This is a genomic window from Lactobacillus psittaci DSM 15354, from assembly GCF_000425905.1.
Classification (GTDB): domain Bacteria; phylum Bacillota; class Bacilli; order Lactobacillales; family Lactobacillaceae; genus Lactobacillus; species Lactobacillus psittaci.
In genome coordinates, this window is record NZ_AUEI01000004.1 from 277,491 (window position 1) to 291,194 (window position 13,704).

The following is a 13,704-nucleotide window of genomic DNA, read 5'->3' on the forward strand; positions in this document are numbered from 1 at the left end:
TTTCGGCACGCTTTTTTATTACTACTTGCTATGATTTTCAGCAAAAATTTTTCCTGGAATCAATCCCAAAGAAACAATTAATTTTGCCATTTCATCAGGACTTTCTTTCTTGCCATTTAACAACCACTCTTGTGTAACTCCAAAAAGACCATTTGCTACAATAATTGAAACATAACGTAATTGATTTTTATCTGTAATTTGATTTGCAAATAAAATCATTACATCATGCCTCATACCTTCGCGATATAAATTCTGCATTTCGAGTGAACCTTGATATGACATTAGTCCTTTTAGCAAGGCATCTTGTTTATCTACCATCTCAAAGTATGTTCTGATGTAATTTTCATCCAAAAATTTATAATTTTTCAACTTATCATTCAACATATCAAAAAGTTGACTTTGATATTCTTCAATCAATTCAATTTTATCTTGATAATGCGTATAAAAGGTTTTTCTGGTAGTTTTAGCCTTCTTAGTTAAATCGGTTACTGTAATTTCATTAAACGCTTTTTCTTCTAAAAGTTCACCCATTGCCTTGTAAAGTCGCTTTTTTGTTCTAAGGACCCTCGAATCAACCATCATTATTTTCCTCTATTCACAAATAATGCTATTTAGATATTATACTACACTATCTTCTGGATAAATAAAAAGCGTTATATTCGCAACGCTACGCACCCAAGCAATACTTAAGCATTGCTTTAACTGCCAGTCGATTTTCATCTTGATTAGCAGAAGCAACTATGCGATTAATTCTAAACTTTCCAATTTGAGCAATTTCATTAATATTTTTTCCACGCCCAAATAAAACAGTATCTCCATCTTTATTAATGGTATAGCTCAAGCGTAACCCACTTGTTGTTTGCATTTGATAAATAGTACCTTTATTTGAAAATGGACTATTTTTAATAATATTGGGGGATAATACTTACCTTCAATTGTTTTGACTTAATTGCCACATTCCACATTTGTTGATAATCTTGATTTCTCAATTCATTTTTTCCAAAATTCAAAATTAACGCTGCAAACTGAATATAATTAAGTCTTTTCAGATTTTCGTTAGACATATTAGTCAATTTTTCTTTGTTATCAAAGGTTATTTTAGATAAGTTAGCATCTACTTGAAAAGTATTATCACTCCTTATAGGTAATGATTTTAAGGCTCTACTAGAAATTTTGACCGAATTAACATTAATATTTTGACTACCAGAATTGTTTATCTTAACTGTAATAAAAGCTGCAACAATCAGGATACCAACAATAGCCAAAGTACTGATTATCAGTGGTCTGAATGATGTGTCCCTCATTTTTTTCATTAACATACTCCTTATACTCATATATACACATAAGTATGGTTAATTATACAAATAAAATTGTAAATTATAAATATGTTTTACTTGATTGAAATCAATTTGTAAGTAAGCTGTCATCAATAAGTAGATAGGCTATCCTTTTATGCGATAAAATTTACGATTTCCTTGGGCAAAAATTGGCTTAGTAAATTCACCAGGTTTAGTATTCTTTAAAGCTGCCGTGATTTCAAAAATGCTGGCATCCATATCATCAATTCGGTGTAATAGCTCTGCCTCTAAAATTGCTGGTCTCTTTGCTGCACCATATTCAGGTAATCCATGATGTGAAATAACCAAATGGCGTAAAACCATTATCTCTTCACTCTCTTTATCAAGTCCTAATTCTTGAGCCGCTAAAACAATTTCTTCGTCTCCCAACACTAAATGGCCAATTAAATTACCAGAACTGGTATATTGCGTAGCAACTGGGCCAGTAAACTCAATTACCTTTCCTAAATCGTGTAAAATACAACCAGCAAAAAGCAGTGATTGATCAACTTGCGGATAAATTTTACTAATTGCTTCGGCCAGTCTAAGCATTGATAAACTGTGATAGCATAGCCCTCCTTGCATAGCATGATGGTTTGACTTAGCTGCTGGAAAGTCAAAGAATCGATGATGCCACTTTTTCAATAAGAATCTTACAATTCGATTGTAAGATGGATTTAGGATTTTAAAGATATATTGATTTAATTCTTCCTGCATATCAGCAACCTTTTCAGGTGCTTGTTCGACGAATTCTGATAAATCATAATTTGAATCAGAGCTAATTAAATTAATTGAAAATAACTTAATCTGAGGATGACCTTGAAATTCTTCTCTTACTCCATTAACAGCAACTAAAGTCCCAACTTGAAATTTATCAGCATCATTATTAGTTGCATCCCACAAATTAGCCCTAAGACTACCTGATTTATCGCCTAGCTCTAACATTAGATAGGATTGATTTTTCTTTGTCCGAAGCATTTGAGCGGATTTAACAACCAATACTTGATCAAATTCTTCGCCAAAATTATAATCCATTAACTTTTTTAGCATGCTATTTCCTTTCTGGATACTCTAACTTATTTCCTGGTAAATTCTGACTAAGCGTCTTTCTTGCGGTAAAAATTAAGATTTGACTATCTTTAGCCAATTTAATCAATAAGTTCTTAATTTCATTAATCCGATTATCATCAAAATTCACAAATGAATCATCAATCAAGATTGGTAGACTAATTTCATCGTGAATTTGCTGAGCGAAGGCTAATTTAAGTGCAAAATATAATTGTTCTTTAGTAGCCCTAGACAAGTACTTAATATCAATCTTTTTACTATTTTGATTAGTTACACTTATATTTTTTTCAAAGTTTATCTTCTTATATCTACCTTGAGTTAATAAATTAAAATAAGCTTGACTAGCCTGCATCATTTTGGGCAGTCTTTCTCCTGAAGCTAAATCTAAAGCACGATTAATGATTTTGGCTGCAAGTAAATTTGATAAATAATCAATACTTACAGTTTCAATCTGCGTATCTAAATCAGCTAGTGCTTGCTTCTTACTTGCTACTTCAGAAGAATTAGCAAAATTAGTCAATTTTAGCTTTGTTTCTGCCAAAGCTTGATTTAGCTGACTTAATTTTTGAGTCAAGGACAATTCTTGTTCATTTAAAAGTGTATTTTCATGATTAAATTTAGCTTCATTTGCTACGATTGCTTTTAATTCTTGCTCATCATCCTTAATTGCATCCCGATATGCTGCAAGTTGACTAGCTTTCTTTTCAGCTTCCAAATACTTTTGATATTTTTGCTGATATTGAACTAAATTCTCTACTTTGTCTGCAGCTAATGCCTGAGTTAACTCTGTACTTACTTTAGCAAGTTTGGCAATTAAGTCAGTCTTATTAGCCATCAAAGTATTTCGAGCTGCTTGCTCTTTTTCATATTTACGTATTCTTAGATCTAATTCATCTAAAGTGGTGACTATTTCGTCTAATTCAATTTCTTGCTTTAAAAAATCAGATAGATTGGCCACAAATTTTTTTAATTTTTCTTGTAATAAGCCTAACTTATTTTGATTTGCAGCTATATTTACTTTTAAGCTTTGCATAGTAGCAATTTGACTTAACGTGCTTTCAAATTCAGAACTTGTAGTAGTACCTAATTCAAATTTCGAATTAAACTTTCGTTTTACTTGTTGATAATCTTGTAACTTATTTCTAGCTTGATAATTCCAAACTCCTAATCCAATAAGTGCCAGTGCACCTAAAACTGTACCTAATGGAGCAAAAAACAATAAAACCAGTCCAACTACACCAATGAGAAGATTAAGCTCTAATTTAGGCATTTGTGGCTTCTTTTCAAACGAATTATAAGACTTTCTGATTTCATTAATTTCTTCATGAGATAATTTAGCTATTTTTTCTAGCTTAGGATAATATTCCTGTAGTTGATTAAGTTGATCATTAAGCTGATTTTGCTGATTTTGACAAACTTGAATTTCATTTTGCCAATCTAGCACTTGAGCTTTTTGCAAAACAAATTGGCTGCCTCGTTCTAGATCGAAATCTGTTTGATTCAAGCTATCAAGTTGTTGCGTAATATTTTTCAGATTAAGCTCTAAACTTTGTTTTTTCGCATCTAATTCTTGCACCAGCTGATAATTCTGAGGATTAAAATTTACATCTACCAGCTCGCGTTGCAAATCTTGCACTTTCTTGAAAGTGCTTAGTTTCTGTACCAGATTTTTTCTTTGATTTATTTTCTTTCGAACAGCTGTCATGTTCTGATTTACTTCTTCAAGTTGCGCTTTTTCATTCGCTACTTGTTTCTGACAATCACGATAAGCTTGCGCTTCATCTGATATTTTAGCTAATTCATCTTTAAGCGCGGCCTTTTTTGAGAATAATTGGTTAAGCGTTGGCTTTTTCCCCGTTTTTTTAAATAATTGATCAGCCTGTTTTTCTAGCTTATCTCGAACTTTCAGAAATTCAGTTGATTGGGCTGCGCCCAAGTAATAAATTTGCTCAACTAGATCTTGCTCTTTCAAACTTAAAATTTGTGCTAATGTATCTTGGTTAAAGATAAAGCTATCAGTATAGAAGTTGCTATCTATATTCTGGATTTTATTAAAAAATAAACTAGCATCTATTATTTCACTATTTTTCTTAACTGTTAAAATACCTTTTTTTGTCTTATCTCCCTTGGCCCACAAACGTTCAAGTTCATAAACATTTTTAGCTTCATCTTTAAAAACTAAACTTCCACCCATCGGACTAACTTGAGCTAAAGGTTGATATTCTTCAAAAAAAGCACTTTTATTAGTACGTAAATAAAAGCCAAATAAGATCTGCTTAATAAAGGCAACTGTCGTACTCTTTCCTGCTTCATTTGGCCCAAAAAAGCTAGTAATATTCTCATCTTCTGGCAAATTAAAAGTAATATTTGAAAGCTGACCAAAATGAATAATTTTAATTTGTATTAGTTTCATCAGTTATCCCCTTTAAAAATTCTGCCAACTTAACAACAGTAGCATCGTTAACTTGTGCCTCAAAAGACTCTGAATTGGATTTTAGCAATAAATTTGTATCTTTCTTAATCAAAGGTTTAATCAATTCTGAGAGCTCTTTTGAAGTAAGTAGTTCTTCTTTTGCCTTTTCAAAAGCTAGTTGATCTTTCTCTGCTAAGCTCAATTTTAATTGTGATTTCATTCGTAGATCAACAACCTGGGAATTAAAAGCTAATTGTTCACTAAAGCTTTGCCAAACATCATGATCTTGTAAAAATTCCACTTCTTCTTCAGATAGATATTGCGCATTAGATATTTCTAGATAAATAAAAGTCTGTTCATGGTTATTTTCTGCTAAAGTATCCTTAATTACTTGAACCAAATCATTTTGTGATAATGACTTAGTCAGGTTTAACTCTACTTTTTGCCATAAAATCGGAGCTGTTTGCTTAAATGTAAGCTTGGTCTTACCACTATTTTCATCAACATCAACCAGATAACATCCTTTTGCACCCAATTCATTAATGTGCCGGCCCTGAATATTACCTGGATAGACGACTAGTGGATTCTGACATAATATTTGTCGCAAGTGAATATGCCCCAAGGCAAAATAATCATAATTTAAATTACGAATTTCTTTTAATTCAAAAGGAGCATAAACATTTTGTGAAGGCTCACTACTCTTTGCACCAGCGTGCATCATTCCAATTGTATATTTATGACCTTTTGGTGGAAAGAGAGGAATAAAATTAGATTTTAAGTGGTTATGTTGATAAGAAAAGCCATTTACTTGATAACTAAATCCACTTTCAGTCTCTAAATCTAAACTTTCAACTACTTCATTAGATCCAAGTAAGTGGAAATATGGACTAGTTGAAATTGCTAAATTCTCCGGGTTAATGTAATCATGATTACCCAAAATCATCACAACTTGGATTTCAGCGTCAGTTAAGCGCGCTACTTGATTACAAAAAAAGATTTGGCTTTTCGGACTCGGCTTGATTGAATCAAAAGTATCTCCAGCAATTAAAACTAAATCTACACATTCTCTTATGGCTAAATCAACAATTGCCTTAAAACTTTGATTTGCCGCATTTTTTATTTCTTGATAGGTCTTTAAAGGCAAAAAAGATAGCCCACGAAATGGACTATCTAAATGCGCATCAGCTAAATGAATAAACTTCATTTCTATTACCCGATTGAGATTTCTTTATACAAATCAGTAATTGGTTTAGCGATTGTCTTTTGAACATCGTCTAAAAGAACATATAAACCTTGTTCAGCCTTAATGACAGCTTGAACATTTTCATCTTCACCAATTTTCTTGTTTAATTCTTGATATTTAGCTTTTTCATTTTCATCTAAATCTTGGCCAGCCTGAGTTTTAGCCATAATAGTTTTTTGAAAACTTTCCATTTCTTGGTATAGCTTTAAGCTTGTTTCATTTGCTTTTACTTGATTAATTGCTTCTGCCAACTTCTTAAATTGGTCTGTTTCTTGAAAATCTGAAGCTAATTGATTAGCTGTATCATAAATGTTAATCATAAATCCTCCTTATTAGTGGCCAAAAAGCCCTTTGATATTATTGTACCATTGATTAAGCGTCTTGCCTGCCTGATTGAGCCCATTTTGGATATTTTCCGAAGTTTGACCTAGCCAATCAGAATTAGAGCCAGTATTATTGGCCCATTGTCCAGCTGGTTTTTCAGTAAAACTTGTTCCTTTAGTATATGGCAAAATATTTTCCATTTCAGATTTATAAAGATGAGTAATTCCAGTTTCTGAAATACCTTGCATATAGTGATTTTGATCTGTTCGGTCAAATCCTACCCAGGTTGCAACAACAATGTCTGGAGTATACCCCACAATCCATTGGTCCTTGGTCCCATATGCCCAAGAAACTTCAGTTGAGCCAGTTTTACCTGCTACCTTATAACCAGTTGGTTGTGCCGCTTGCGCAGTCCCATTAGTAAAAACTCCTAAAAGCATTGAAGTCATTTCTTTACTATTATCTGAACTTATTACCCGATGCTTTCCAATATTATTATTTTGAGCAATTACTTTGCCACTAGCATCTTCAATTTTAGTAATACAATAGGTGTTATTAGGTAAATTCCCTTGGTTTGCAAATGCACTATATGCTCTTGCCATTTGCAATGGAGAAACTCCTGTTGATAAGCCCCCAAGTGCTAAAGCCAAATTTTGATCACTTTTTGCGACTTTTATGCCAAAATTCTGTAAGGCTTGAACTCCTTTATTAACCCCAATTTTGTCTAAAAGCCAAACTGCAGCCACGTTTTTACTTTGGGCAACAGCTTGATACATTGGGATTGAATTGGAATATTGATTATCGACGTTATGAGGTTCATATTTATTTTTACCGAAAGTTTGTAGTTTATCTGACAAATCCGAATCATAATGATATCCACTTGCTAAAGCCGGTGCATAGACAGCTAATGGCTTAATGGAGGAGCCTGGTTGACGCTGCATTTGAGTTGCACGATTATAGCCTCTAAAGACATGGGTCCCTCGGCCACCAACTATTGCTCTAATCGCTCCAGTTTTTGGATCAACAGCAACACTAGCACCTTGTACCTTGGTACCATCACTAGCTGAAGCAGGGAAATTGGCACTATTTTCAAAAGAATTCTGCATCCCAGCTTGATAATTAGTATTCAAAGTTGTGTAAATCTTCAAGCCTTTATTCATTACATCTTCTTCAGATAAGCCATATTTTTTTATTGCCTCATCAACAACAGTATCAAAGAAGTATGGGTATTTATAACCATCATCTTGAACATAGTTATCTCTCAATGTTAATGAACTTGCTTGATAACTTTTTGCTGAACTAGCAGAGAGTTTTTTATTTTGTACCATTAAACTAAGGACCAAATTTCTACGAGCAAGTGCATTTTGCATATGATCAATCGGATTATAAAAACTAGGATTTCTTAACATCCCAGCTAAAGTCGCAGCTTGAGATGCATCTAGTTCACTAGCTGAAATACCAAAATATTTATGACTAGCATCTTCTACTCCCCAAACTCCGTTTCCAAAATAGGCGTTATTAAGATACATAGTTAAAATATCTTTTTTAGAATAAACATGGTTAATTTCAATTGCAAAAAATAACTCTTCTAATTTTCTAGAAAAGGTTTGTTTCTGTGTTAATAGCGCATTCTTGGCTAATTGCTGGGTAAGAGTTGAACCCCCACCACTAATATCTCCCCTATGCAAAATTAATAAGATAGCAGCCCTCGCCATCCCCTTAATACTAAATCCAGGGTTATGATAGAAAGTCCGATCTTCAGTTGAAATAACAGCATTTTGCATTGCTGGTGAAATCTTATCTAATTCTACAAATGTGCCTTTTTGTGAATATAAACTACCAGCTTTTTGTCCCTGATCATCATAGATTGTAGTAGTTGTCGACAATGAAGCTTTCAGATTTGCTATATTTGAAGTTTTAACTTTAATAGTATAATAAGATGAAGTTAAAAAGATTAAACTCAATCCAATCAAGATTAACCAACGTACTAACTGAAAACGATGGTTAACCTTCTTAATAAAAAGCCAAATAGGATGTCTTTGACTTTTATCACGAGTTAATTCTGTCATGAACATACTCCTTTTTTGTTATCAAACTGATTTTAGCACAAAGTATAAATTGAAACTTGAAGATAGGAATTTTTTAAGAATATGACTAACTACCATTACAAATTTTCTGCTACATATCCTGATATTGAAGCACTAACTGTTTCTGACTTTTTGAAAAAGCTACTAATTCCCCGTAAGTGGCGACATTTTTTAAGAACCGAAAAAAATATATTAATTAATGATGCTTATCGTAATTTTAATCAAAAAATCTTCCCTGGAGATAAATATACTATTATTCTAGACAAGATAGAAAATCAGCAACATCCACTTAGTCCCAGCCATAACTTACCTCAAATCGTCTACGAAGACCAAAATCTTATCATTGTAAACAAACCGGCTGGCCAAAAAACTCATCCCAACTTATTTGAAAATGATACCGCAATGAATGACGTAACTCATTATTTGAATTACACTCCATTTATTATTCATCGCTTAGATATGCTAACTAATGGCTTACTTTTATTTGCAAAAAATCCAGCAGTTGTTCCAATTCTAAATCGGCAATTAAATACCAAAATTATGTCTAGAAGCTATTATGCTAAAGTAAAATTAGCTTCAATCCCTAATCAAGGAATAATTGATAAGCCTATCGCTCAAGATCCGAATGATCAACGAAAACGTATGATAGATAAAGATGGTTTAAGAGCAATTACTCATTACCAAGTAGTTGAACGAAATATAACTACTAAAACAATGACACTAAAATTAGACTTAGAAACTGGTAGAACTCATCAAATTAGAGTCCACCTTGCTAGTATCAAACTTCCAATTATCGGTGATCCCTTATACAATCCTAATTTTAATGGTGAACCATTAGAACTAACAGCCTATCAGATGAGTTTAATTAAGCCCTTTACTTTTGAAAAATTAAAAATTACTTTACCAAACAAAAAAGACTATCCTCACGGATAGTCTTTTTTAATAAGGGGAATAATCCTATTATTCTTCGTTTAATGAAGAACGGTCGAATGATGCATCCTTAAGTTCATCATCGATAGTCTTAGTACCCATCCAAGAAATCATTTCTTTCATCTTGGCAGTAATAGCTTCAGTACCTGGTAATAAAAGCTTACGTGGGTCATAACCCTTGTGATCCTTATCAAGGTCCTTTTCAGACATGATGTAATCACGAGTAGCTTCTTGGAATGCTAATTGGAATTCAGTGTTAATGTTAATCTTAGCAATACCAAGTTGGATAGCCTTTTCAATTTGGTCTTGAGGAATACCTGAACCACCGTGAAGTACAAGTGGAGTATCAGGAACTGCTTCAGCAATTTCCTTCAAACGGTCAAAGTTAAGACCCTTCCAGTCTGCTGGGTAAACACCGTGAATGTTACCGATACCACAAGCAAGCTTGTCAACACCTGCAGCAACGAATGCCTTAGCGTCTTCAACTGATGCTAATTCACCACCGCCTTGGTTTTCACCAATCTTACCAATTTCAGCTTCAACAGAAATACCACGTTCGTGTGCTAACTTAACGATTTCCTTAGTCTTAGCCAAGTTTTCTTCAGTTGGAAGTGCGTGACCATCAAACATAACTGATGAGTAACCAAGCTTAATACATTCTTTAGCTGATTCGAAGTCACCGTGGTCCAAGTTTAAAATAACTGGAACTGAAATATTCATTGCGTCCATTTGATCAGCTACCATATCCTTAACGAACTTGTAGCCACCCATGTACTTAGCAGCACCAGTAGAAACTTGGATTAATAATGGAGTTCTAGTTTCTTCTGCAGCACGTAATTCTGCACGAGTCCATTCCAAGTTGTTAGTGTTGTAAGCACCAACTGCGTAGTGGTGTTTACGAGCTTCTTTAAAAATTTCATTACCATTGTCAAAATAAGCCATTGATATACCTCCTAGAAATTTACACTATTATTTTAACCCATAAGTGATGCTTTTAACAAGGGGAGATTATCCTTTTATTACATTTCTTTTGGAGCGTTAACCCCTAATAAGTTCAGGCTTTGGGTTAAGACCATTGAAGTAGCTTTAACGAGAGCTAATCTTGCAGGTAATTCTTCATTTTCATCTAAAATACGTACATTAGCATAGTACTTATTAAAACTCTTAGCTAATTTCAAAGCATATTTAGCAATGATTGAAGGTTCAAATTTTTCACTTGCTTTGGCAACTGTCATTGGGAAGTCGGCTAAATCCTTAGCTACCGCAAATGCCCAATCATCACTTAAGTCTAATTCATCAATTGTCACAGTTTGGCCAGCTTTTCTCAAGATGCTTTGTGCACGAGCATTAGTATATTGAACGTATGGACCAGTTTCACCTTCAAAACGAACCACATCTTCAAGATCGAAGTCAAAACTATCAAGACGGTCATTCTTCAAGTCGTGGAAGACAACGGCACCAATACCAACTTCTTTAGCAACTTGTTCTTTGTTTGGTAAGGTAGGATTTTTAGCTTCGATTTGCTTCAACGCTAAATCAACAGCATCCTTCAATACTTGATCTAAGAAAACAACATTTCCCTTTCTGGTTGAAAGCTTTTTACCACCTTGAGTAATTAAACCAAATGGAATGTGATAAATATCATCTGACCAATCATAGCCCATCTTTTTAAGAACTTCTTTAAGTTGCTCAAAGTATGCTGATTGTTCGTTACCAACAACATATAGTGATTTAACAAAATCATAGTGCTTCTTACGGTATTCAGCAGCAGTTAAATCACGAGTAGTGTAAATACTTGTTCCGTCAGACTTCAAAATCATTGCTGGGTTTTTATCTGGGCCTAAATCAACAACTTGTGCTCCACGTGATTCAACTAATAAGTTCTTTTGGCGCAATTCATCAACAACTGCTGCCATTTTATCATTGTAAAAAGCTTCACCGTGGTAAGAATCAAATTCAACTTCAAGTTCTTTGTAAATTCTGTTGAATTCTTCCAAAGATGCACTTCTGAACCATTTCCAGAGACTAACAGCTTCTTCATCTCCTTCTTCAAGCTTTTTGAACCATGCACGGCCTTCATCTTCAAGTTCTGGCTTTTCTTCAGCTTCTTTATGGAATTTAACATAGTAATGGAACAAGCTGTTAATTGGATCTTTCTTAACATCTTCTTCATTACCCCAAAGCTTGTAAGCAGTAATTAATTTACCAAATTGAGTACCATAATCACCTAAGTGGTTAATCTTAATTGGAGTATAACCAGTCTTTGTTAAAAGCTTAGCAATTGAGTTACCAATTACAGTTGAACGAAGGTGCCCCATTGACATTGGCTTAGCAATGTTAGGACTTGACATATCAATTGTAACGTTACCAGTACCTAAAATTGAATTACCATAATTATCTTTCTTAATTAAAACTTCTTCCAAAGTTTTAGAAATTAATTCACGATGATCAATTGAAAAGTTTACATATGGTCCAACTGCTTGGATTTTTGCAAATGCTGGATCTGAAATCTTTTCAGCAATTTCTTTGGCAATTTCTGCCGGATTTTTATGTAAAGTCTTAGCTAAAATAAATGCTGGGAAAGCATAATCACCCATTTCAGCATTCTTAGGACGTTCAATTAAAGCAAAAATCTTTTCTTCAGGTAAATCAACTTGAGTTTTAATTAAGTCAACTACTTTATTTTTAAATTCCATATAAACACCTCACAAATAAAAAAGTCTCTTTCTAGCATAACTAGAAAGAGACGAGTTTCAACCCGCGGTACCACTCTATTTGATGATAATCATCCGCTTTATTTATTGACATTATTTAAACTTTAAATCAAACACGCCTTCATCACTTCCATTACCCATCTCACACCAACACATGGGCTCGCTAAAAACTTTCATGACTACTACTTTTGATTTTGCTACAGAAAATTATAGCAGGGATTTTTCATTTTCGCTAGTAACAAGAATTAATAACTCAAAGCACGTTTTTGATCACGAGCCCATTTAGTCATAAATTCACTGACTGAAATGCTTTCTTTTCTTCCAGTCCATGGATTGTTATAAAGTAAGTACCCACTATTACTATATCCAGTTAAAGCCAAGCTGTGATTAATAAAACCATTCATATTTGCAACCCAAACAACAACAACGTGTCCATGTATCAATTTATCTTTAATTGCGTCTAAATTAGCACCAGTCATAATTTGAGCCGTTCCAAGATGGCGACGAACTACAGGAGCAATTCCTGAAGGGAATACCCACCAACCACTAGTAGAATATGGACTACCAACAAAGCCTTTATTACCATCTGAACTTCTAGGTGTTTCATTGGCAACTTGAATTTTACTAATATTTACTCCAGCAGATTGAAGCATCATAGTTACAGCAGTCATTTCACAACCAGTTGGTAATTCTGGTCTTTGAGAAATAACTGGTACATCATTTTGGACATAATATATACCGCCATAATTATCGGTAATTAATTTTTGCTTTCCATTAATGATGGTTCCTATACGGTTTTGTCCACTATTATCTTTAAAGACGTAGCGATTGCCTTCTTTAACTACCTGGCCACCTTGATTAGCTATAACTAAACTAGTATAGCTTCCATCAACCCATTGATTTCCGCCGAGATTATACCATTTACTACCATTATCTTTAGTAGCTACCTTAAAGTATTTCCACGCACTATTATTAGCTAAATACTTTCCAGTTACTCCTTGGCTAGTATCCCAGCTCTTCCAGACTGCAACTCCGCCTCGACCATTATATTTAATTACCAAAGTTCCTTGATCAGAAGTTTCATTAGCAGAATTATTAGTAGTTTGTGAATTAGAAGTCGTTGAACTGTTCTTATTTATATCTTCTTCTGAGGTATAGTTACCATCAACCCATTGATTTCCGCCAAGATTATACCATTTGCTACCATCAGCTTTTGAAGCAATTTTATAACTAGCCCAACGAGTATTATTATTCAGATATTTTCCAGTTACTCCTTGATTAGTATCCCAGCTCTTCCAAACTGCAACTCCACCTCGACCACTATACTTAATAGTAACAACACTATTTTTTTCAACAATAGTTGGTTGACTTTGAGCTTGCGCTGGTTTATTTACATCAGTACTTGTACCGGTACTATTAGCAGATGTACTTACATCTTGATTTACATCTGCTAGAACTGCCTGGCTTCCCCAAACAAAAGGTGCCAATCCGAAAATGACAGCACTAGCCCACTTTGATTTTTTCATAAAATACTCTCCCAAAAATTATTCAAAAAAATTATACACTGGAATTATTGTCAAAACTAGTG

At 33.7% G+C, this 13,704-nt stretch carries 12 protein-coding genes; 1 reads left to right on the plus strand and 11 read right to left on the minus strand.

Going from position 1 to position 13,704, the window contains the following annotated elements; all coding sequences use genetic code 11:
• Positions 1-21: 21 nt before the first annotated feature.
• The 8 genes from H628_RS0101370 to H628_RS0101405 all read right to left on the minus strand — a co-directional run bounded on the left by H628_RS0101370 (position 22) and on the right by H628_RS0101405 (position 8,454).
• Positions 22-582 (minus strand): TetR/AcrR family transcriptional regulator, encoded by a 561-nt coding sequence (locus H628_RS0101370; RefSeq protein ID WP_236692226.1) that lies wholly within the window; start codon positions 580-582, stop codon positions 22-24.
• Positions 583-667: 85 nt separating this feature from the next.
• On the minus strand, positions 668-865 hold the full coding sequence (locus tag H628_RS0101375; protein WP_027824842.1) for a hypothetical protein: 198 nt from the start codon (positions 863-865) through the stop codon (positions 668-670).
• A gap of 37 nt (positions 866-902) precedes the next feature.
• Complete coding sequence (locus tag H628_RS0101380) at positions 903-1,313, minus strand: hypothetical protein (RefSeq protein WP_027824843.1); 411 nt, start codon at positions 1,311-1,313, stop codon at positions 903-905.
• 129 nt (positions 1,314-1,442) lie between these two features.
• Positions 1,443-2,387: a 3'-5' exoribonuclease YhaM family protein gene (locus tag H628_RS0101385; protein WP_027824844.1), complete on the minus strand. Its 945-nt coding sequence runs from the start codon at positions 2,385-2,387 to the stop codon at positions 1,443-1,445.
• A 1-nt stretch (position 2,388) separates the two neighbouring features.
• Positions 2,389-4,818, minus strand: coding sequence for an AAA family ATPase (locus H628_RS0101390; RefSeq protein ID WP_027824845.1), 2,430 nt, complete (start codon positions 4,816-4,818; stop codon positions 2,389-2,391).
• A complete protein-coding gene (locus H628_RS0101395) occupies positions 4,799-6,022 on the minus strand; it encodes a metallophosphoesterase family protein (protein WP_027824846.1) in 1,224 nt (407 codons plus the stop codon). Before H628_RS0101395 ends, H628_RS0101390 begins: the two co-directional genes overlap by 20 nt.
• A 5-nt stretch (positions 6,023-6,027) precedes the next feature.
• Complete coding sequence (locus H628_RS0101400; RefSeq protein WP_027824847.1) at positions 6,028-6,381, minus strand: YlbF family regulator; 354 nt, start codon at positions 6,379-6,381, stop codon at positions 6,028-6,030.
• A gap of 12 nt (positions 6,382-6,393) precedes the next feature.
• Positions 6,394-8,454, minus strand: a complete 2,061-nt coding sequence (locus tag H628_RS0101405) for a PBP1A family penicillin-binding protein (protein WP_027824848.1) — start codon at positions 8,452-8,454, stop codon at positions 6,394-6,396.
• Between the two features lie 81 nt (positions 8,455-8,535).
• Between H628_RS0101405 and H628_RS0101410 the strand changes: the two genes are divergently transcribed.
• Positions 8,536-9,405 carry an RluA family pseudouridine synthase gene (locus H628_RS0101410; RefSeq protein ID WP_027824849.1) on the plus strand — a complete coding sequence of 290 codons (870 nt, stop codon included), beginning with the start codon at positions 8,536-8,538 and terminating at the stop codon, positions 9,403-9,405.
• A 27-nt stretch (positions 9,406-9,432) separates the two neighbouring features.
• Here H628_RS0101410 and H628_RS0101415 read toward each other — a convergent pair whose 3' ends face one another.
• The 3 genes from H628_RS0101415 to H628_RS07515 all read right to left on the minus strand — a co-directional run bounded on the left by H628_RS0101415 (position 9,433) and on the right by H628_RS07515 (position 13,642).
• Positions 9,433-10,344: a class II fructose-bisphosphate aldolase gene (locus H628_RS0101415; RefSeq protein WP_006586423.1), complete on the minus strand. Its 912-nt coding sequence runs from the start codon at positions 10,342-10,344 to the stop codon at positions 9,433-9,435.
• A gap of 77 nt (positions 10,345-10,421) precedes the next feature.
• Positions 10,422-12,098, minus strand: a complete 1,677-nt coding sequence (argS, locus tag H628_RS0101420) for an arginine--tRNA ligase (RefSeq protein ID WP_027824850.1) — start codon at positions 12,096-12,098, stop codon at positions 10,422-10,424.
• 263 nt (positions 12,099-12,361) lie between these two features.
• Positions 12,362-13,642 carry a C39 family peptidase gene (locus tag H628_RS07515; protein WP_081662432.1) on the minus strand — a complete coding sequence of 427 codons (1,281 nt, stop codon included), beginning with the start codon at positions 13,640-13,642 and terminating at the stop codon, positions 12,362-12,364.
• Positions 13,643-13,704: the final 62 nt, after the last annotated feature.